We start from the raw sequence: 20,438 nt of genomic DNA on the forward strand, positions 1-20,438 counted from the left end.
TTAGATTTTTCCAACAAGATCAAGGCTTGGCTTAAGTGTTTCAGAACCTTCTTGCCATTTAGCTGGGCAAACTTCACCTGGATTGTTGCGAACATATTGTGCAGCTTTAATTTTGTTTACAAGTGTGCTTGCATCACGGCCAATTCCGTCTGCATTGATTTCAACTGTTTGGATAACGCCGTCTGGATCAATGATGAAAGTACCGCGATCAGCAAGGCCTTCTTCTTCATTCAACACATCAAAGATGCGAGAGATTTTTTGAGATGGGTCACCGATCATTATGTATTCGATTTTTCCGATAGCATCAGAATGATCGTGCCATGCTTTATGAGTGAAATGAGTGTCAGTAGAAACAGAATAAACTTCTACTCCAAGATCTTTCAAAGCACCATATTGGTTTTGAAGGTCTTCTAATTCAGTTGGGCATACGAATGTGAAATCTGCTGGGTAGAAGCAAACTACACTCCATTGACCTTTTAAGTTTTGTTCAGAAACATCGATGAATTCACCGTTGTGGAATGCTTTTGCTGAGAATGCTGCGACTTCTTTACCGATTAATGACATAAAAAAATTTCCTCCTTAAAATAGGTTATTGTAAAGTTGATATATATATTAATTTAAAATTAATTTCCACTCAACAACACCAAGTTATAATTAGTATTATAAAATAATTACTATTTATAATCAAATAAAATATCCTTTAATAATTAATTTAATTATAAATTACTCCTAATATTACGGAGACGAGTAGCCTTCAGCATAGGAAATCCCTATATTTTTAAATGATATTCCGCTTACCTTCTTCGGCTAAAACATCTAATTGCAACAATTCAATGCCAATAGTTTTTTCCGTGATTTTTTCAATTACATTGGCTTAAATAATAATGTGTTTCACATGTAAGCTGGGATATCATTTTTTAGAGAACTTTTTTATTTTTTCCTTTGCAATTATAATCATTCATTCTTGATAATAGATAAAGTCATATAATAAACATAGCATGCAGAAATTACGATTCTTTGAATTGTAAACACAGCCTAGTTAAGAACTACATTGGAACTTGCATGTTTTCATTTCACCATCTTCTTGGTTTTTATATAGATTATCATGTATTTTATTTTAGCGTACGAATTACCTAATACTTATTATTTCCCAAAAAGCGCCATACCCTTCCTGTTTATTGGAAAGATTCCTATTCACCTAATTAATAGAAAAAGGAGAGTCTTTTATATAGATTCTCCAAGACTCTAATTGTATTCATCATAGTGCCGCTGCGATATTATCCCCAATTCTAATGCACGTTCTGAACGGACAAGGAACGCAGGACTTATAGCAAAGAACATGTAAGCGAAAAAATGCAAAAAAGTAAATAAGGAAAGGCCACTTGCACTTGTCGCTAGTGAAACTTGTAAAATGATAAATCCTGCTGTACCTACTGCAAATATACTCACGAAGTAATATAGTAAAAAGCGACTAGGTTCTTTTCTTTTACTGTCCTTTATGCCGTTGAGTCTAAGAGCTAAAAATTCTCGTTTGATAAAACCAACAACAAACGTAGCTAGATGGATGAAAATTGTAAACCAAACCGTCCAGTGGCCCCATATAATACTGAATAAAGGAATAGAAAAATAGACGGACATCATTGTCAACATGATAAAAACATTGACACTATTCAAAAGAATACCACTGTGTCCTAACTTTAACCAAAGGATAAATACTAAAAAAGATATGATTGGGACCGTTAGCATAGTGCCAATGAAAATCTTTAAGTTTTCTGTAACAGCGCCTGTTAATAGTGAAAAAAAGAAGCAAAAAAGGATAATGCTTACGACATTCGTGTGTAATATTGGCTCTCTACCTTTCTTCATCAGAATCCTCCTTATAACCGTTAGTTGTTAGATAAAGGAATGTTGTAATTATTTGGTTTATCTACGGTAAAGGAGGGGATTGGGTTTCAAATTGACGAATGAACAGTTCAAATAGTCTAGAAATAGAGAAATCCTTTATTAATATTCTTGTTGCCCTTTCGGTTTTTTTTTTCTTAAACTGTTAGCAGATTCCTTCATTTGTTCTATAGTAGCGGTATAGTCCATTTCGGCATATCGAAATACCTCATCCTTTTCCACTAATAGAATTCTGTCCTCAATAATCTTTTTGACGGTCCAAAGATATTCTTTCTCCATGTCTTCTTGTACCATTTCAAAATATGTTCATTCTCCGAGCATGACATGGTAAATGCCCACACATAATCAAAATCCTTTTTGTCCTCTACTTTGTCTCTTAGTACTATTTTTTCATCAGTCTGAATACTGTTGACAGCAGAACCATAGTTTTCCTCTTTGATGCAGTAATGTTAGCTCACACCTGTCAGCGTCACTTTGTCAACATCTGTAACCTTCATTTTAATGAAGTTAGTTAATTCCCCATTTGTATAAAAATGATTACTATGTCTTTATATATTTTGCAAATATCCGCATATATGAGTTATTTCGGTAATTTCAATATAACCCTTATTTAGGATACTCGTCATATTTATTCCCCTTCTGCTTAGTTAAGTAGCTCCCATTATAACACTTCCAATCGTCATCATCCTGTCAGTATCGGTTCGATGGAAACAAAACAGTTACTCATTATAAGTATTACAACTTAGCAAGTCACTAAGAAATTTAAATTGTGGTTTTCTCTCATAATATTCTGTTTTTGAGGGATGGTATTAGTAAAAAGTCTTCATTCCCATTTTCCACCTTGTTTTCTCTTTTTTTGTCTAAATTGGTTTATCTCTGCAAAATATATAGTCAATGCATTGTCAAACCTCTATAAAATCGGTAATAAAATATAAACAACAGGAGGGAATTTTCTTGAAAAAATTTTTCAAATTTGGATGTTTAGGAATTATCGTGCTTATTATCCTAATCATCATCATCGCTGTCGCTTCAGGTGGCGATGATACTGAAAAAGATAACAATACAGGTACAACCCAGACAACAAAGGAAGAAGGAAAAGAAACGAAGGAAGAAGATAATGTTCCAAGCGAATATAAGTCTGCTTTAGAAAAAGCTGAATCGTATGCAGAAACAATGAACATGTCTAAAAACGCCATTTATGACCAATTAACTTCAGAGTATGGTGAGAAGTTTTCTAAAGAGGCAGCTGAGTATGCCATGGGGAAACTCGAATATGACTGGAAAGCAAACGCTTTGAAAAAAGCTGAATCCTATTCAGAAACTGCCAATATGTCAAAACAAGGTATCTACGACCAACTTGTTTCCGAACAGGGTGAAAAATTTACCGCAGACGAAGCACAGTACGCGATTGATAATATGAAGGCCGATTTCAAGGAAAATGCATTAGCTAAAGCAAAAAGTTATCAGGAAACAATGGATATGTCACCTGAAGCGATAAGAGACCAATTAACCTCGGAGAATGGTGAAAAATTCACACAAGAAGAAGCCGATTACGCCATTAAGAATTTAGATAAATAAAACGCATAAACAGCCCTCTACTTTCTTTAGTGGAGGGCTTTAAAAATAGCATAGGTCAATCCTGTCTTTACAAACAATACCTCGTTAGTTGCTGCTTTAGAAAGAAAATTATACAGCCTCTTTCTTTCTACAAAAAAAGATTCTCTTAATTTTAAAAGCAATTAATCCGCTGTATAAAAAGCCTGTGATATTCCACCACGTAAAGAAAACCAATAACACCGAGTACATTATAACGTCCGTTATATCCTTTTTGTTACTAATCACGCTACCACATCCATACATATCCAACAATTACATAAATATCCATATACGCAATATACATTAGAATTTGATATTACGCAATAAACAAATTTGTTAAGTAACTAATACTTTTAGATTAAGATGCTGAAGATGTTATAAATAAATAATATAGACAAACAGCTAAGAAAGCGGCTTCCTGTCTTAGCCCTCGTTTTCTTATAAAGTTTTCTTTTCATTTTGTTTTTTTATGACTGGATATTTTTTATAGAGACGTGCGGACAATGTTCAGAAAGGTATTCCATGAACGCATCTCTATCTTTTGGGGAAATTAGAACTGAATCAAACGCATTAAACTGAATCTCCAGACGTTTCAAGGAAGGAGCGGGACTTGATATGGGATTATTAGTCTTTTGAATAGATTTAATGGCTTCTAAAGGAATAGTCGTTTTAAAGGGACCGTACCGGATAATCAAGTGTGTTTCGTTCACTACGTAATAGGTTGTTAACCATGTCCATATCATTAATAAAGGAACTCCCACACCAACAATAACTAATATAAGAAAAACGAATATATTATAGGTAGCGGCTATTAATGCAAAGAAAGAACCCCCAATAGCAAGTAACATCCCTCCCCAATTAATAGCGGAAAGCCACCAGTCTTTTTTCGGCATAAACTTCATTGTTCATTCACCTCCAATACTAATGATAACAAGTAACCCGCAAACATTAATAGGGGAGTTTGCCTATTTCTTAAATAGTTCCGGCTTATCCACACTAGCCATTACGAGCCTATTATTATGAAGAAGGTAAATTAATTAATCTTTGTCTCCCTTGTTCGGAATATGCTGAGCGGAGAGCGTATAGACTTAAAAATTAATGGAATTTTAAATCATTACTACAATACGCACTTCTTTTCTTATACTTACTATTATTGAAAACCTTCACTAACAAAAATATCATTAGCTAGGTAATTTTGAATATGCTATACTTTTCGCTAGTTAACTTCTTAAATATTAATTAAGAGAAAGAAGGTTTACTTTATGAAAATCACAGCACCCAAAATTTCGTTAGAGTTATCTGATAAGAAATTTAGTGATATTTTTTACGAAGAAGATCCAATCCTTGAAATGTGTACAATCACTAACTCAGAATTTACAAATGAATCCCTTTATCGCGTCCGCCTTGAAAAAGCTATTATAAAAAATTGCAAATTCAATCATACTGATTTTAGTAATATTAGCATTACCGATGTTCGTTTCGAGAATTGCGATTTCTCTAATGCTAACCTAAGTGGTTCTTCTATTCATAGAGCAGAATTCATAAACTGCAAATTATTAGGCACCATTTTTTCAGAATCTAGCATTGGCAATGTAAAATTTGAAAACTCGATATTAAACATGGCTACGTTTGGACATTCAAAGCTAGAAAAAGTAGTTTTTCTAGAAGCTGTCTTAAGAAGTACTGATTTATATGAGTGCAAACTAAAGAACGTGGAATTCGAACTATGCGATCTTAATGGTGCAAATTTTGAACAAACATTGTTAAAAGGAATAGATATAAGTTCATCTAAGTTTGAATCACTTATTATTTCCATTGATAATTTAAATGGCTGTATTGTTTCAACAAAGCAAGCTATCCAGTTTGCAACGTTAATGGGATTAGTTATAAAAAATTAGGATGCTTTAACTCCTTAAAGAACCAATACACTGATAAAATATTTTACCTTTATGTTTTGCTATTAAATCCATATGTAAAAACACCATACTATATTTTATAGGAGCAAACGCTGGCTAGCTTTTAGAAACTTGCGTGCGTTGCAGCTCCTAGCAGTATTGGGTTTCTTTCCTTTCCATATGAAGTCAAGGTAGGACCTTAATCTATATTAGACGAAATGGATTTAAGTATAAACAGTCAGCTTTAAAAATAATCACGACCGTTTCTATTAAGGAATTCCACGATTCATTCCACTTTATTACAAAACACCAAAAACTTGTTACCAAATATTCGCAAACTATAAAAGTATACTCGACAAGAACTTTTTACTATACCCACACACTAAATATTAGTGAATAATTTTTTTGGGAAATTTATCAATAATTACTTATTCTTCCCCTTCTTTTTACTAAATAAAAATACTTTTGCAAAACGTATAGGAATATGTAATTCTATTAATAAAAGAAAGAGGGAGAGTGCGCATATGCTTAAACTAGGAGAAAAGGTACTACATTGTTCTGAGAAATACGAAGTTGTATACATTTATGATAGCGGTTACGTAGAGATTAAAAAGAATCCGTTTTCTATTAAGTTAGTTCATGTTTCTGAAATCACTCCTAGTGGAACTTGCTAGTACATGTGTATTGTTCTTTTTCTAAGGAGCTTCTTACAACCATTTTAATTACATAAAAAAAGCTGCTAAAGGCAGCAGCTGAAGGATTAATAAAAAATTGCAAGGTTTCAAAAAGATAATACCCTTCTGTCCATTCCGAAAACACTAATTGAAAAATATATTGCACACACTAAAATTCAATCTGGTTTGTATCCATAACATTAGCAAACCAATCTTTAAATACTTTATTATGATGCATAATAATTTGCTCGGCAGCAATATTTTGACTGTTATATGTACTATGACCATCTTTAACAATAGTAACAGCAAATCCTTTACTATACGCTTGACGACAAGTTGAGTCGACACATATTTCTGTTTCAAGACCAGCAATCACAAGATGATTAATATTTCTTAACATTAACTGTGCTTCCAAGTTTGTTTGTTGAAAGGAGTCTGGATAATTCTTTTCTATAATAATTTCATCCCCCTTTAACTCCAAAGAAGGATGAATGGACCAGCCAGCTGATCCTTTTTGACTTGGACTGCCTAATTTCCCATTATGTTTCGTTAGAAAAATTGGGATGTTTTTTTTACGGGCATTTGTTACCAATGACTTAATATTATTCTTAAAATTCTCGCTTTTATACAGTGTTTCGTTTCTGTTAAAGTCTACAACTTGGTAATCAATAATTAACAATGCCGTTTTACTTTTTTCCATATGTATCACGCTCTAACATCTTAAAATACCTTTATAATATTGGCTTATTGTTATTATGCAAGAAATTTTTGTAGTTATACTGAAAAGTAAATACATGGCATTACTATACGCTTATTTCCTACCAATCAATATAATTTCATAACCTAACTTTTGACTTTATTCGTTTCTTAAATGTTCAGATCTGCAATTTGCTTAAATGCCGTGCCAAATGGAGTTGCTTCTAAACGCCTGCCGATTACTGCAGCACATTCTTCCGAGCTTAACATCGATGTATTCAGTTCCATATCATAAATACCAGGCACGTGAACAGAATCCTGCCATCGGTTTACCGCTTCTGGCACTGCGCCAGCTTCTGTATAACCAGTACCCCAAGTTGCAATTCTTCGTTCCATAATAACATTCACATTACATTTAACACCTACAAATAATACAGGAAAGTCCTTCAAAGTCTTAGCACATTTATCCAGAATACCCCTACTAGTGGAATAAAAATCATGGTGCCCAACATCAACGACAACATTAAGCCCTAATTGGCTATGTGCAGCTATAGACTCATACATAGCTTGATACAAAGTAACAATAAGCGGCTCAAGATCAGGACGCTCTCCCCCAGGTCTTAATCCGATACCTGGTTGATAACGCTCTGGAGTCATTTTCATGAAGTGATCAACACCTAAATTCATCCAGACTCCGTCAAAGGAATCTTGGATAATCGCTGCTATGCTTGATTTTCCCGACCTAGGAGCTCCATTAAGTATTACGATTTTACCAAGTTTTTTTGAATTTTCCACTGACTACTCCCTCCATTTTCAAAGTAATATAGTGAGCTACTTACGGCATAACTCTTATAATCCGTCAATACGGAAAGTTGAAATGAAAAAAGATTTACACTTATAATTATATTGAATCAGTGGTACAAAAGGAACTTTGGTTCTATAGATATAAATTGCATTATACCCCTCCTTTGAACCAGACGTTATATTGGCAGATTACCTCCATTATTGTAACTTGCTGATAAAAAGAGGCTGGGACAAAACAAAAGATAACCTTTCTAAACACGAATAATAAAATTACATCTAAATTGGAAAAATGAAGCACGTGACTAAATAGAATATGGGTTTAAAATTAGTTCGTTTCATTGCGCTGCAGCCACTCGCTTTCCGCGGGGAGGAAGCTGAGCCTCCTCGTCTTCGCCTGCGGGGTCTAAAGCGTCCTCTATTTCCCGCAGGAGTCGAGTGTCCTCCGCTCCACTTCACTAAGATTTCTAATCAGTTGTATTAATCCTAAAGAAACCAAAAAACCGAACCATTAAATCATTAGTCGATTAAATGGTTCGGTTTTTACATAGATTCACATACTTTTGTCCCAGCCTCTAAGTTAGTTTATATAACTACATTCATTAGTTTGTTAATTGTAAAAATTGTAGAGTTAATGTCGTCACAAATTTCAACAACGGAGGTATTTAAACTTTTTAGTTCGTAACAACCATCTTTAAAACATATTAAAAGTAATGGTTTATCATCATTACCATTAATAATCATGTTAATTTCAGATGTATGATACTGCTTTAATGTTTGCAGCATCGTTTTTGTATACTCTAAAGACATTTATAGTATCCCCCTTCCCGATTATATAGGGAAGGTGACTAAAAAAAGTCTGGTAGGACCCCAAATAATATAAAATTTTATATTACTTTTACCTTAACATAGGACATCTTAGTAAGTAAAGCAGGTTAAGTACCTATTAACCTGCTCTTTGTCTAGCTGACAGGAGGAGATGGAGTTTTAATACATTGGGCATAAAAATTTTAAAAAACTGATTTTCAATCGTTCAACTTCCAGCCAAAACAACTCAAAGGTAACTTGAAGCATCGGTATTACGCTTTCCTCTTAAGCCATGTTCCTTCAGCTATTTTTTCATCGATAAAATCTAAAACAGTCTGTAATTGAGCCATTTGATTTTTCACTTTTTCTTTATGCTGGTGCATTCCAGCCACCATTTCAGGGCTCATATTACTAGTATTTGCAATATCAAGATATAATTTCACTTCATCTAAACTAAGATTTGCTTTTTTCATACAGGTAATCATTTGCAGCCGTTCAATATCAGGTTGTGTAAAGACTCGATGTTTATTAGGCAGCCGTTTTATCTTGGGAAGCAATCCGGCTTTTTCATAATATCTAATCGTATCAATGCTTAATTTGGTAAGCGTACTCGCCTGTTTAATTGTATACATACGTCTGCCTCCTTTTTATAACGCAATTATAAAACATGGAGTTGACTCCAGGTCAAGCAGATTTTTTTTGTATTGACCTGAAGTTAACTCCATGTTCTATACTACATTCATTCACAAATAGGAGGCTATAAAATGATCATATCAAAAAGAAAAACAGCACTTGTTACAGGGGCGAACAGCGGAATAGGACTTGAGCTGACGAAAAAATTGATTGAAAACGGGTGGGAGGTAGCTGCTTTAATTCGCTCCGAATTCCCCCAGGAGGAGCTTAATATCCACCAAAAAATCCGTCAAGGAAGCATCCGCATTTATCGTGCCGATTTATCTGATTTCACAAAAATTAAAACTGCATTGATGCAAATTAAGGAGAAGGAAGCGAAGCTAGATGCTCTTTTCAATAATGCTGGAGGCAGTTTCCCAAGTCTTCTCTTTTCACCGCAAGGACGTGAACTGCATTATGAAATCCAAACAGTGGTTCCCTATATCATCACAATGGAATTGCTTGATCTTTTGAAAAAAGGCGAGCACAGGATAGTTATCCAGACTAGTTCAGACGCATTTAAAATAAAGAAGTCCTTTGTACCGGAGGAGTTGGCAAATCCGCCTAAATTTCAGAAATTAATTGGTCCATATGCAACTACGAAGCTAGCAATCACGTTGTGGACATATGCATTGGCACCAAAGCTAAGGCAAGAAGGCATAACTATTGTCAGCATTGATCCAGGAAATAACAATACAATGCGAAAAGGCAGAAATGGTGGATTGCCGCTGGTTATCCAGCCGTTCATTAAATTTTTTGGTCCCCATCCAAGTGTTGGCGCAAGCCGATTGTATGCTGGATTAGAAAGTTCACCTGAAGATGCGGGGGTGTATTTCTCAAAAGGAAAGCCTTCGGTATTTCAATTCAAACAGCACGCAGGCAAAGTACTAATGCAGGTACAATCTATATATGAAAATGAATATTTGCCATTATAATTAAGAAAAACAAGCTGTCGTAGCTTTCTCGACAGCTTGTTTTTCTTTGATGGACGAATGTTCTATTCATTATTAACTACTTAACAAGTTCAACTGTTAATACAAGCTCTTATTTTTAAGAATGCTTGATTGTTTAAAATACTTGATCTTTGAATGTTGAAGTCTCTTGCCAATCTTTTGTAATAACTAGTTCATTTTCGTTTGAAACGGTTATTTCTCCTTTTTTCTCAACATTCTGACTGGAGGAATTCTTTATATCCGTTAATTTTAAAGATAGATTGTATGTATAGATTACTTTACCATCATCATTTTCTTTCTTTTTGCTTACATTAGCATTCGTTAACTCAATAGAATGATTAGTATTCTTTGCAAGGTCTGGAGCCAATTGAAAAATTCTGTTTGCTTCTTGGGCTTCTAAAGCATCCTCAGTAAGATATTCTTTTACCTTTGTTGCAATTTCATCTCCTGTTGGCGTTACTTTAGGGTCTTCTATCGTGTATTGCTCTGTTTTATACTCCTTCAGTAAAGAAAGGACATCCTCATCTTTAATTTCTTCGGTTTTGCTACAGCCCACTAAACTGATAATTAATAAAACTAATATAATTCCTACCCATTTATTCATAGGTTTCCACTCCCTTTCCAATTATTGTATACGATTCACTAACATAAAAGTTTCATGGATAAAAGAAGGACAAAGGCCACCATTATTAGCAGCAGGACTCAAATATATATAAGTAAGCAATTCGGATTAACTATTTATTATACATATTATTCAAACGTGATTTGCCATAGCCATTTCAGTTTGAGGTTGGACTAAAAAGTTTATCTGCTTCCTTCTTTATCATTAAATTTGAATAATTAAGTTCAGGTAATCATGATATTGTGATATTTAGTTCTGTAAAGCGTTAATTTATGTATGAAATTTCAAAAGGATTCTGTTATAATATTCTAAAAAAATTCTCAATTAAGAACTGCTAGAGGGGGACAACATGAAAAACAAACAATTTGCGGAAGAGCTTGTAAATCGTCTTAAAGAACTCCGGCTCAAAAGAGATTGGACTATCAAATATACAGCTGAAAAGATAGACATAGGAGCATCCATGTATTCTGGATACGAGTCTCAACTTCGTCTACCGCCAATGGAATTATTACCTAAGATTGCGGAAGTTTTTGATACTACGACTGATTATCTATTAGGAAGTTCAAAAAAAGATGAAACAACCATGTTCTCAACAGATATAGATTGGATTCTATCTCAAGAACATATTAACTATAAAGGAGTTGAGTTAACATATAAAGATAAAGAAAACGTGAAGGTATTATTGGAAATGTTGTTAGAAAATAGAATGGAAACAATTAATGATGTAAGTTGCCGCCTGGAAGCTAATCAACAATATGATTAGCTGGATGAATGAAGGAGTCAGGCCAGCTATTCACTTAAGAGAGGATATTTTACTCTTGCCTATTTCGATACGGAACTTGTTCTATTTCTGATGTTTTTTGTCATTTGCAGACAGTTAACTTTCGTTGACTTGAACTGATTTTTAACTATTAAAGATAGGTATAAAAAAACATTACACGTTACTTGATTTGTCCTACTTACTATAACTTTTACAAACAAAAAAAAGGTGTACTACCAGTCAGCGGTTGGTTATACACCTTTTCATTTCTAATTTAACAATTATCTAGTTTATTTAGTAACATTTTAGCAGGTTTAACTTGTTCTTAAACCTACAAAAGGCATTTAGGATGACTAGGTCACTTTAAAAGAATAGTGAATAAACTGTAAAAAGCTTATCCACGTCTTCCTCCTCTTCCCCCTCTTTTACCTTCCGCGTTACGTTTAATAGTTGATAAGCTCTCCTCACTACTCTTTAAGAATTGAGAAATCTTATCTTCAAAGGTTTCTTTTGGTTTAAAATTCCCTTTAGAACGATCATTTCCTCTTCCGTTAGTTGGGCGGGGACGTGGTTTAGAATAAGAAGCTCTTTCTGGTCTTTCAGGTCTTTCAGGTCTATCTACAGTTTGCTTAATGGATAAAGCAAGCTTTCCTTCTTTTTCACTTAAAACCTTAACTTCAACCATATCACCAATTTTAAGATGATCATTAACATCTTTTACATAGTTATCAGCAACCTCACTGATATGCACTAGACCTGTTTTTCCTCCTGGTAATTCAACGAATGCTCCAAAATTAGTGATACCAGTTACTTTACCTTGTAATTTACTACCTACTTCGATTGACATTAATATAATGTGCCTCCTCCATTTATTAAAACAGTTTATTATAACAAATAAATAGTATAACGTCAAACCCCTCGCATCATTATGAGAAATTTACTATGACTAAAAACCACACAAAGAATCGTTACACACGCGTAAGATATTTTAATTTATAAAAATATTTTCAGATTCCTTTCATCGTATATCGGTAAAAAGTTGCATATCTATTTTAACAGACTAATGTATCTATTGTAAGTAGCAGTTTTATACTAATTATTCTATAATCCTGCCTTGCTTATAAAAGAAGAACTAGATCCTACAGCCGAAACGCTGCCATGTTTCTTCCACAAAAAGGGTCCATTCATTTATTACAGGATTACTGCACTTTTTAACAATAACAAAGGCGTTTATAAATGTTTTCTATAATTTTTTATTACTTTTTTAAACTCCAATATTCCGATAATTAGCACTGAAAATCCCAATGGAATAAACAAAATGGCAAAAGTAATTTCATTAACTAAATTTATGCTAAAAATGATTAATAGCAGGATTGTAATAATTGTTATGTAATGAAACTTATTTATTCTCCTCACCTTTTCTATTACTACTATTTTTTCCTTTTATATGGAATGTATTATACAAAATTTTATTATTAGCATTTATCAAAGTATAATTTATTTTCTTCCACTAGTCTGCCATGTCAGTACATTTGATTGTTTTTTCATAATAACAGGAATGCTGCCACTTTAGTTTAGCTACCTGTGAGAAAGGAACATTAGCTACACCAACACTTAGTATTCATGTAGTAATAAATAGACGAAATAACATGTATATTACCGCAAAAGTTTACATTCCTTTGGTAGACTTCCCTTTTGTATATATGCTTCTATCATATGATTAAAGAAATCCGGCATTGCTAAAGAAGCTCCATGACCAATGTTAGGTACAATAACACCTTCACAATTCGAATTAGCTTTGATTATTGCTTTAGCAGAATTTATCATAATAGCATTTTCTTTCTCTCCTACAGTAACCAACATCTTTCCGTTTGCTTCACCAAAGTTTTTAGGTATTTTAAACGACATGTTTTCTTTTAATACCCTAACAAGTGTTTCAGGTTTAATTTGGCGGCTTTCCTCATAATATTTCTCAAAGTAGCCTTCTTTAACATATAATGTTTTTGCTTGTAATTTGGAAAACCATCTTTTTTTTATTAATGGATAGGTTAAGGTAATAGTTGGTTTTATTAAATTTATTGCGAGTGGTAGTGATTTAACTAAAGCACTATTTATTATGGCAATATCTATTAAATTTGGCTTCATACTTAACATTTGAATTATTACCTGTGCACCTAAAGAAAATCCTATTAGAATTGTTTTCTTTCCGCTAGCTTTTTCTTCCACTAATTTAACTAATTCTTCTGCGCTTCCTTTTATAGTAAAATTAATATCAGTATTGTTTAACCCATGCTCAGGCAGAATAGGCACGATACAATGATAATGAGTGAAATGTTGAATTTGTTTATCCCACATCCATCCACTAACTCCTCCACCATGGATAAATAGTATTAAAGTAGCACTTCTGTCACCATACTCCTGATAATGTAAGGTCAAGCATTTCACCTCTCTACTTTAAAATTTTTTGGTCTTAGTAATTAATAGTTTTGACGATATAATCGCTTCCCCCTTAACTTAAGATCGAAAAAGATTAGTTATGGCCGACTTTTTTAAAGTTCTTTATTTTTTTACATCCTTAATTAGTTTACGGTTTACCTCCTCTATATGTTTCAGGAATTTAACTTTTCAAATAGCTGCTACCAAATTTGCGTTGATAATTAACATTATTTACAATAATCACTTAACAAGTTTATGTTTATATACTTACTTTAGGATCAGTCTCCCATATATTAATCTAATCTGGGGAGAAGTACATGTTATATGGCTACCCAGAAAATTGTTCACAAAAAAAGTTAAACGAAAAAAGCCCCCAAACAGGGACTTTTTCCGAGCAAGTCAAAATATATTTTTATTACATATTGAAATATATAATATAAAAAGTTAGAAGTACCGATATGTATTTTTACCACTTGCTTTTGCCCGATATAAAGCATTATCGGCTTTTTTTAACAGGTCTTCGAGCGATTGGTTTTCCCTTGAATAAGTAACAATGCCGATGCTTACGGATAAGCAGAAATTCTTTATGTGAAAATCCCAAGACGATAAGTTACGAATAAGCGCATTGGCTATATCATCTACTTTTTCTTTATTAATATTACTTAAATTAACAATAAACTCATCCCCGCCTAAACGAAAAACAGCCCCATTTAGCGTGCTCTGCTTAATGACATTTTCTATTCTTAATGAAACCTCCTTTAAGACAAAATCGCCAGCCTCATGTCCTAGCTGATCGTTAATCTTTTTAAAACCATCTAAATCCATAAAGAAAATGGTTCCCTCTTTTTTTGTATATTGATTAAAGAATCTTTCCAGAAAATATCTGTTATAACAACCAGTTAAATGGTCTCTGTAAGCCATGCTTTCTAATTCTAAATAGTATGAAAACATCTTTGCCAGCTTCTCGATTAACTTTATACTATTACTGTTAAACGTTGTAGCACTTTCCTGAACTGCACATATGGTTCCAAAAACTTCCCCATTTCTTAGAATTACTGGCACCCCCAAATAGGCATTTACATTTGTCGATTGATAAGTACTTTTTATATCCCTCAGACTCGCTTCTTTGCTTATATCTTCATATACTAAGGCCTTACCTTCCGTAAAATTAATCCTTGTACAAACTGCGGATTGTAGTGGAATAACGGCTCCTTCATTTATATGAATGTTTTCCTTATTTTCAGCAACTTTTAAGATGTGCTGTTCCATATCTGTAAATGCACTTAAGAACAAAAACCCCTCGGGTAATATCTCTTTTGCTAAGGCAAGAATGTCTATAGCAAGCTCATTAAAGCTTTCGTAGAACTGATATTCTTTTACAATTTTTTTCATGTATTTTAACAACCTCTTACCTTCACACAAAAATGAAGGTTCTCCTGAATTTTTTATATACTTATAAAAGCATATAGTATTTCTTATCTAAATGAGGCTCCTACCCTTGCTAACATTTGATGCAAAGAGACCACAAAGGTCTGCAATCAAATGGATGAACTTGTGGTCTTTCTAAATTAGACAAAAAGTTAAAAGATAGAAACACATTTAATCACATTCTTTTTGGTTAGTTACGACCTATACATACAGCTTTTATATCGAAGATTGAACCTTTACTTGATGAATCTTCAATAGCAATCAAAAAAGGCACCCTTTCCTTCTAATAATAACTCACAATGTTAATTATTTCCTAAAACTAATATATACTCTATTTATCCTCTATATAACGTTCTTTTCTTAATCCACTTCTTTTAATTTCTGAATTGAAATTAACATGCATCTCCGCTTTTGCATACCCATCATCCCAAGTATCTTTATATTTTTTGAAATTTTTATAATCCTGTTCTCTTAATAAGTCACCTAATCCAAAGATATCAGCATTAAACTCTTCTTTCGTTTTTTTTATGAATGCTTTTATCTCTTTTTCCATTGTTTTATTTATAGATAATTCAAAGCTTTCGAATGCACCTGCATCACCTAACTTTGTTAAACATTCAGTACCATCCAATATGCCTTCTGTCTTTATCTTTATGTAAAAATTTGGTATGCCCTTTATCTCTTTTGCAGTAATCTTTGTAGTAGAATGGGTTACACGATATTCAAACTTTTTTTTCCCATCTTCACATTTAGCGTCAATAGATGTACTTTTTATTTTACCTTGGACAAAAAGTAAATCGCGTACTTCAAATAGAGATGCATACCCTGCTAGCTTTCCATTTTTAAATGCTCCCATAGAATTAACCTTTACTTGACTATCAGGATCTTCACTTTTTAAATTTTCAATATTTCCACCCTTTTTTGGATCCCCAATTAATTGGACTGCAGGAAGTACTGGAGCCTGTCCTTCTGAATTAGAGATTCGTGTATAATCATTTAACTTAATATCTGGAGCTCCTCCCCAATCCTTTTGCATAGTAGTTAATTGAGAAAATAATTTGAGCGAAGGACTTTTTTTATACATATTATTTACTTTCAAGATATCGCCTGCTTTTCCTGTTCTTGCAATAACAATAAGAAAGTCATCTCTAATTTGACGATTTCGATCAAAAAAATCCATAAAATCTAACATTCCATCCTTTGCCAGCTCTTCACTAATAACTAAAACTCTCATATGAGAATATATTGGAATAGTTGCATTTACAACGTTAAATTTAGAAACAAGTTCCCCGATTGTATTCCCTTCTAGAGAAGCAACATTCGATGAGGCTAAACCAGTTGCTGTTAGAGCCGTCATCTCTCTTGCCTCTGTAGTTTCAATAGTAAGCTTATATTTAAATGACTCCCCTTTATCAACTGCCATGCCTGTAACAATAGAAGTCTTCGCCAGTTCATTCCTATCCCAGCAACCAGTTAAAAGGAGTACTAGACATAGTAGTAAAATATATTTTAAAAAGTTCATTACCAAACTCCTCTAGGATAAATAGTAAGCCTATATTATTATTTGACTCTTTGGTGAAGACTACTCCCTAATAAATTACTTCTTACATAGAATCATGAGAAAATTGTTCTTCATTTGTGTTCTTATAAGTTTTTTTATATACCTGTATATAAGTTATCACCCTTTCATTACGAAAAGTAAGTAAAAGGAGGCTGGACAAAACAAAAGATAACCTTTCTAAACACGAATAATAAAATTACATTTAAATTTGAAAAATGAGCACGTGACAAAATAGAATATGGGTTTAAAATTAGTTCGTTTCATTGCGCGCTCGTCCTCAAAATAAACCAATATTACTCCTTGATTGATCAACAATCAATAAAGGTACAACTTATTATGCATTACCAATGCCTTAAGTTATAAAATCTTGAAAGGTATACAATTTCTCTTAAAGCAAATTATAAAAAAAGATGCTTATATTGGAGGTTAATTATGTTCCCTAACTACAAAGGAAAACTTATTACAATTATGTGGATGGGTCTTGGCTCTGCTCTACTTTCAAGCATATTCAGTGCTATTCTCATTGCTATTTCTATTAACACTTACCAAAAAGTTAATAAAATATCTAATCGCTAAGTATTATACCTAGTATTTCATGTATTTTTTATTATTATTTCTCTAATTGCATTAATCTGCCGAATTAGGTAATCCACTTAACACAAAAATATTGACCTGTTATTCCATGTTGAGGATAACTATTTAGTCGTGGAAAGAAAGTATGGAAGAAAAATTAAAGAAATAGGTGAGTTGATGAAATTAAAACCTTCAGCTATGTTTACGAGCAAGAAAATAACATTTGCATTTTTTGTGTCTCATTTAGCGGGCTGGATATTGGCTAATCTTCAAACGATTTGGATTGTGTATGAGATTAGAAAAATGAAGAAAGAGTTATCAAACCGAATAAAATAAAAATTCCATAAGAGTTATTTATATAAATGGAGAATTATTTACGACTAAAAGCCTGTATCAATGATTATTAAGTAATCATCGATACAGGCTTTTTAGAGTTCCCCCCTATTTTTTAGAAGTGAGTATCTTCACAATTTGTGAATTTTGCGCTATAAAAAAGCATATACAGGAATGCTGACCTGTTGGTGTCAAAGCCACGTATTATGTTTTTTTGAATTGATGGCCACATCCTCATAACGAAAGCCACAACATTACCTATAATCAATAAAATCTAATTTCCATATTCCTTTTCTAGTTTCCATATTACACTCAAATAGAAGCTTGATTCCTTTTTCCAGAAAATAAATAAGTACAAACAAAGCCAAAGATGATCAATAAGGTAGCTAAGAGCCCTCCTTCTAAACCAAAAGAACCACCCGTTACTATATCATTTCCACCACTCACATCAATTGTATATACACCATATGGCGTTGTTCCACTAACAGGAAAGCCGAAAACATTTCCTTGAAAATAGTTCCATGTAATATGATATCCAATAGGCGTCCACAAACTCTGTGTTTTGTCATACATGTATGCAAATAGTATTCCTACTAGGAAGATATTGAAAATTCCTAGCGGTGTTACATTTTGATTAGCCAAATGGGCAATTCCAAAAATCAGGGCTGAAACAATGTAAATGGTAACCTTTCGACGACCTCTATCTGCAAGGGTAGACATGATATAGCCTCTAAATACAAGTTCTTCAAACAAACCAACCAAGATAAAAAAGATTAAGTAAGTAACAGAATAAGTTGTAAAGTTTGGGTTGGAAAGTGAATTAATTAATTCGATATTATCGGTAAATAGGAGGATAAAGAAAATGATTGCAATAGATACTGCTCCTAATAATAAGCCAAACATTATATTTTTCAGGAAAAAACCAAAACCTAAATCTTGTATTTTCTTTTTATTTAAAAATTTCCATAATAAAAGCAATGAAATTAAAGCAGCTACATAACCGAAAGCATAAGAAAATAAATCTAACCACGGACGACCTGACATAATATCGCTTCTATCCATTGTAAATACACCTGTACTGTCTGAACTAACCGTAAATAATGCGTACATCTCAACTGGAAGCATAAAAATTGCTTGAATTATAAAAGTAACTATTAGCGTTACAAAAATGAGCCAACCTGTCCTTACCTGACCATTACTGTTTTTAAACAAATCTTTCACTCCTTCTACTTGTAAGCCATAGACACATACTAGAAAACTAATCTAATAGAAATAGGTAGAATTCCGTTTATCCCTTGAAGAAACCTAAGTGCTTTTCAACTCTTTTTTTTATCTAATCTTAACGATATTTTTGTTCCATCAGCACATGCCGTAACTCCAACAATGCCTATTCCTTTCATTAATAGTGGATAAATATATTTTCTAAATAAATTCACACGAACCATTGTCAAATTATATTCAACAATCCCGCAAAATACTCCAAAAAAGTGATATCTTTCTTCTAAATAATTCCTTTTCTCTTTTAGTGTGTATTACTTTAAAGTGACTTTTCTTTATACCATTTAATAATACATGTTAGATTTTTTATTCATTAATATTACAACTCTGTATTGTTTACCTTTTGTTTGCAAACATTATTAATAATATAAGTATACATTACTGGAGGCATGACCCTTGTTTCAAAACAATTCTATAAGCGCTTCTGAAGTAGGAGCAATATGGCAAACTTACCAGGAAAAAACACTAATTATGAGGATTTTGGAGTATTTCATTGAAAAATCTGATGATTTACAAGCTAGAAATATTTTAGGTGGTCTCTGGCAAGAACTAAATTTTTATGTTTTGGAAATGGAAGAACTATTTTCCGAACAAGGAATGGTTAAACCAATAGGTTTTACCTCGGAAGATGTAAATCTAACAGCACCTAAATTGTACGATAATGGATTTGACATCATGTTTATTCGAGTACTAAAAGAAGTCAGCATGGGATTGTATACCTTAAATATGAATATGGCATACAATAAAAGAGTTATGCAAATTTATGAGGGATTAACGACAATTACGCAAAAAATATACAAATTATCAACTTGTTACTTGCTAGAAAGAGGAAATCTTGCGCTTCCACCTCAAGTTTCCTTACCGAAAAAAAACGAAATTATTGAGAGTAAAAAGTATATGGAAGGCTTTAAACTAACTGGTGATAAAAGAGCGCTTAATGATTTAGAAATTGGCATCCTTCATCATAACCTTCAATCCAATAACATTGGGCTACAACTCATCACAGGGTTTGCACAATGTGCACAAAGCAAAGAAGCTACAACATATTTTTTAAAAGGAAAAAAGCTTGCAAAGAAACAAATTAAGATGATGGAAGATATTCTTCGAGAAGGAGATGTCCGATTTTCCAGCTCTTCAGTAGGTACTGTAACAGCCTCAAATGTCTCCCCATTTTCAGACAAACTGATGATGCACTGTATCTATATTCTAAATGGATTTGGACTTGTAGGCGCTGGAACGGGTGCATTCTTTAGTTTAAGAAATGACCTTTCTATGAAGTCCATTTTGCTAGCAAAAGATGTATATTTTTATGCTCAAGAAGGCATAAAAATTAAAATTAAAAACGGTTGGTTTGAAGAGCCTCCTCAAATGGAGGATCGCAATCAACTAATCAAGGATAAAAGCTGAATATCTATAAAATTCTAGAATCTGATTTAAATAAAAATATACAA

At 32.9% G+C, this 20,438-nt stretch carries 20 protein-coding genes; 6 read left to right on the forward strand and 14 right to left on the reverse strand.

Annotation, left to right across the window (positions count from 1 at the left end):
* The 3 genes from ahpC to NQZ71_RS22915 form a co-directional block, all read right to left on the reverse strand.
* Positions 1-564: an alkyl hydroperoxide reductase subunit C gene (gene ahpC / locus NQZ71_RS22905; protein ID WP_127738603.1), complete on the reverse strand. Its 564-nt coding sequence runs from the start codon at positions 562-564 to the stop codon at positions 1-3.
* 681 nt (positions 565-1,245) lie between these two features.
* Positions 1,246-1,866: a hypothetical protein gene (locus tag NQZ71_RS22910; RefSeq protein ID WP_275008826.1), complete on the reverse strand. Its 621-nt coding sequence runs from the start codon at positions 1,864-1,866 to the stop codon at positions 1,246-1,248.
* A 138-nt stretch (positions 1,867-2,004) separates the two neighbouring features.
* Positions 2,005-2,181 carry a hypothetical protein gene (locus tag NQZ71_RS22915; RefSeq protein ID WP_317011795.1) on the reverse strand — a complete coding sequence of 59 codons (177 nt, stop codon included), beginning with the start codon at positions 2,179-2,181 and terminating at the stop codon, positions 2,005-2,007.
* Between the two features lie 615 nt (positions 2,182-2,796).
* Here NQZ71_RS22915 and NQZ71_RS22920 point away from each other — a divergent pair.
* Positions 2,797-3,480 carry an Ltp family lipoprotein gene (locus NQZ71_RS22920; RefSeq protein WP_394374136.1) on the forward strand — a complete coding sequence of 228 codons (684 nt, stop codon included), beginning with the start codon at positions 2,797-2,799 and terminating at the stop codon, positions 3,478-3,480.
* 485 nt (positions 3,481-3,965) lie between these two features.
* Here the strand turns inward: NQZ71_RS22920 and NQZ71_RS22925 are convergent, their stop codons facing one another.
* On the reverse strand, positions 3,966-4,400 hold the full coding sequence (locus tag NQZ71_RS22925; RefSeq protein ID WP_317011796.1) for a PH domain-containing protein: 435 nt from the start codon (positions 4,398-4,400) through the stop codon (positions 3,966-3,968).
* Between the two features lie 360 nt (positions 4,401-4,760).
* On the opposite strand from NQZ71_RS22925, the gene NQZ71_RS22930 reads away from it, so the two are divergent.
* Complete coding sequence (locus NQZ71_RS22930; protein ID WP_317011797.1) at positions 4,761-5,396, forward strand: pentapeptide repeat-containing protein; 636 nt, start codon at positions 4,761-4,763, stop codon at positions 5,394-5,396.
* 840 nt (positions 5,397-6,236) lie between these two features.
* Here the strand turns inward: NQZ71_RS22930 and NQZ71_RS22935 are convergent.
* The 4 genes from NQZ71_RS22935 to NQZ71_RS22950 form a co-directional block, all read right to left on the reverse strand.
* Positions 6,237-6,767 carry a cysteine hydrolase family protein gene (locus tag NQZ71_RS22935; RefSeq protein WP_317012519.1) on the reverse strand — a complete coding sequence of 177 codons (531 nt, stop codon included), beginning with the start codon at positions 6,765-6,767 and terminating at the stop codon, positions 6,237-6,239.
* A 167-nt stretch (positions 6,768-6,934) separates the two neighbouring features.
* Complete coding sequence (locus tag NQZ71_RS22940) at positions 6,935-7,558, reverse strand: chloramphenicol phosphotransferase CPT family protein (RefSeq protein WP_317011798.1); 624 nt, start codon at positions 7,556-7,558, stop codon at positions 6,935-6,937.
* A 591-nt stretch (positions 7,559-8,149) separates the two neighbouring features.
* Entirely contained in the window at positions 8,150-8,374 is a 225-nt protein-coding gene (locus tag NQZ71_RS22945) for a hypothetical protein (protein WP_144457116.1), read from the reverse strand.
* A 269-nt stretch (positions 8,375-8,643) separates the two neighbouring features.
* Positions 8,644-9,003: a MerR family transcriptional regulator gene (locus NQZ71_RS22950; RefSeq protein ID WP_275008818.1), complete on the reverse strand. Its 360-nt coding sequence runs from the start codon at positions 9,001-9,003 to the stop codon at positions 8,644-8,646.
* 132 nt (positions 9,004-9,135) lie between these two features.
* Between NQZ71_RS22950 and NQZ71_RS22955 the strand changes: the two genes are divergently transcribed.
* Positions 9,136-9,978 carry an SDR family NAD(P)-dependent oxidoreductase gene (locus tag NQZ71_RS22955; protein WP_317011799.1) on the forward strand — a complete coding sequence of 281 codons (843 nt, stop codon included), beginning with the start codon at positions 9,136-9,138 and terminating at the stop codon, positions 9,976-9,978.
* A 133-nt stretch (positions 9,979-10,111) separates the two neighbouring features.
* Here the strand turns inward: NQZ71_RS22955 and NQZ71_RS22960 are convergent, their stop codons facing one another.
* On the reverse strand, positions 10,112-10,600 hold the full coding sequence (locus NQZ71_RS22960; RefSeq protein WP_275008816.1) for a hypothetical protein: 489 nt from the start codon (positions 10,598-10,600) through the stop codon (positions 10,112-10,114).
* A 367-nt stretch (positions 10,601-10,967) separates the two neighbouring features.
* Between NQZ71_RS22960 and NQZ71_RS22965 the strand changes: the two genes are divergently transcribed.
* Positions 10,968-11,381 (forward strand): helix-turn-helix domain-containing protein, encoded by a 414-nt coding sequence (locus tag NQZ71_RS22965; RefSeq protein WP_260055718.1) that lies wholly within the window; start codon positions 10,968-10,970, stop codon positions 11,379-11,381.
* 391 nt (positions 11,382-11,772) lie between these two features.
* On the opposite strand, the gene NQZ71_RS22970 is transcribed toward NQZ71_RS22965, so the two are convergent.
* The 4 genes from NQZ71_RS22970 to NQZ71_RS22985 all read right to left on the reverse strand — a co-directional run bounded on the left by NQZ71_RS22970 (position 11,773) and on the right by NQZ71_RS22985 (position 16,764).
* Complete coding sequence (locus NQZ71_RS22970; RefSeq protein ID WP_144457106.1) at positions 11,773-12,225, reverse strand: S1 domain-containing RNA-binding protein; 453 nt, start codon at positions 12,223-12,225, stop codon at positions 11,773-11,775.
* A gap of 809 nt (positions 12,226-13,034) precedes the next feature.
* Positions 13,035-13,814: an alpha/beta fold hydrolase gene (locus NQZ71_RS22975; protein WP_144457102.1), complete on the reverse strand. Its 780-nt coding sequence runs from the start codon at positions 13,812-13,814 to the stop codon at positions 13,035-13,037.
* A gap of 444 nt (positions 13,815-14,258) precedes the next feature.
* Positions 14,259-15,206 carry a sensor domain-containing diguanylate cyclase gene (locus NQZ71_RS22980; RefSeq protein ID WP_317011801.1) on the reverse strand — a complete coding sequence of 316 codons (948 nt, stop codon included), beginning with the start codon at positions 15,204-15,206 and terminating at the stop codon, positions 14,259-14,261.
* Between the two features lie 367 nt (positions 15,207-15,573).
* Positions 15,574-16,764 carry a Ger(x)C family spore germination protein gene (locus NQZ71_RS22985; RefSeq protein WP_275008813.1) on the reverse strand — a complete coding sequence of 397 codons (1,191 nt, stop codon included), beginning with the start codon at positions 16,762-16,764 and terminating at the stop codon, positions 15,574-15,576.
* 789 nt (positions 16,765-17,553) lie between these two features.
* Here NQZ71_RS22985 and NQZ71_RS22990 point away from each other — a divergent pair.
* The gene (locus NQZ71_RS22990; RefSeq protein ID WP_186304132.1) at positions 17,554-17,712 is read left to right on the forward strand and encodes a hypothetical protein; all 159 of its coding nucleotides are present in this window, start codon (positions 17,554-17,556) and stop codon (positions 17,710-17,712) included.
* 309 nt (positions 17,713-18,021) lie between these two features.
* Here the strand turns inward: NQZ71_RS22990 and NQZ71_RS22995 are convergent, their stop codons facing one another.
* Complete coding sequence (locus NQZ71_RS22995; RefSeq protein WP_317011802.1) at positions 18,022-18,921, reverse strand: CPBP family intramembrane glutamic endopeptidase; 900 nt, start codon at positions 18,919-18,921, stop codon at positions 18,022-18,024.
* Between the two features lie 462 nt (positions 18,922-19,383).
* Between NQZ71_RS22995 and NQZ71_RS23000 the strand changes: the two genes are divergently transcribed.
* Entirely contained in the window at positions 19,384-20,394 is a 1,011-nt protein-coding gene (locus NQZ71_RS23000) for a DUF3231 family protein (protein ID WP_260055716.1), read from the forward strand.
* Positions 20,395-20,438: the final 44 nt, after the last annotated feature.

Origin of the sequence: Niallia taxi (assembly GCF_032818155.1) — a bacterium.
Taxonomy (GTDB): Bacteria; Bacillota; Bacilli; order Bacillales; family Cytobacillaceae; genus Niallia; species Niallia taxi_A.

What these genes read in the sequence shown, in the direction of transcription:
- NQZ71_RS22935 (WP_317012519.1), bottom strand. Translation starts at nt 6,767, where the DNA reads ATGGAAAAAAGTAAAACGGCATTGTTAATTATTGATTACCAAGTTGTA.
- NQZ71_RS22970 (WP_144457106.1), bottom strand. Translation starts at nt 12,225, where the DNA reads ATGTCAATCGAAGTAGGTAGTAAATTACAAGGTAAAGTAACTGGTATC.
- NQZ71_RS22955 (WP_317011799.1), top strand. Translation starts at nt 9,136, where the DNA reads ATGATCATATCAAAAAGAAAAACAGCACTTGTTACAGGGGCGAACAGC.
- NQZ71_RS22920 (WP_394374136.1), top strand. Translation starts at nt 2,797, where the DNA reads ATGCATTGTCAAACCTCTATAAAATCGGTAATAAAATATAAACAACAG.
- NQZ71_RS22990 (WP_186304132.1), top strand. Translation starts at nt 17,554, where the DNA reads ATGAAATTAAAACCTTCAGCTATGTTTACGAGCAAGAAAATAACATTT.
- NQZ71_RS22910 (WP_275008826.1), bottom strand. Translation starts at nt 1,866, where the DNA reads ATGAAGAAAGGTAGAGAGCCAATATTACACACGAATGTCGTAAGCATT.
- NQZ71_RS22965 (WP_260055718.1), top strand. Translation starts at nt 10,968, where the DNA reads ATGAAAAACAAACAATTTGCGGAAGAGCTTGTAAATCGTCTTAAAGAA.
- ahpC (WP_127738603.1), bottom strand. Translation starts at nt 564, where the DNA reads ATGTCATTAATCGGTAAAGAAGTCGCAGCATTCTCAGCAAAAGCATTC.
- NQZ71_RS22915 (WP_317011795.1), bottom strand. Translation starts at nt 2,181, where the DNA reads ATGGAGAAAGAATATCTTTGGACCGTCAAAAAGATTATTGAGGACAGA.
- NQZ71_RS22945 (WP_144457116.1), bottom strand. Translation starts at nt 8,374, where the DNA reads ATGTCTTTAGAGTATACAAAAACGATGCTGCAAACATTAAAGCAGTAT.
- NQZ71_RS22925 (WP_317011796.1), bottom strand. Translation starts at nt 4,400, where the DNA reads ATGAAGTTTATGCCGAAAAAAGACTGGTGGCTTTCCGCTATTAATTGG.
- NQZ71_RS22960 (WP_275008816.1), bottom strand. Translation starts at nt 10,600, where the DNA reads ATGAATAAATGGGTAGGAATTATATTAGTTTTATTAATTATCAGTTTA.
- NQZ71_RS22950 (WP_275008818.1), bottom strand. Translation starts at nt 9,003, where the DNA reads ATGTATACAATTAAACAGGCGAGTACGCTTACCAAATTAAGCATTGAT.
- NQZ71_RS22980 (WP_317011801.1), bottom strand. Translation starts at nt 15,206, where the DNA reads ATGAAAAAAATTGTAAAAGAATATCAGTTCTACGAAAGCTTTAATGAG.
- NQZ71_RS22985 (WP_275008813.1), bottom strand. Translation starts at nt 16,764, where the DNA reads ATGAACTTTTTAAAATATATTTTACTACTATGTCTAGTACTCCTTTTA.
- NQZ71_RS22930 (WP_317011797.1), top strand. Translation starts at nt 4,761, where the DNA reads ATGAAAATCACAGCACCCAAAATTTCGTTAGAGTTATCTGATAAGAAA.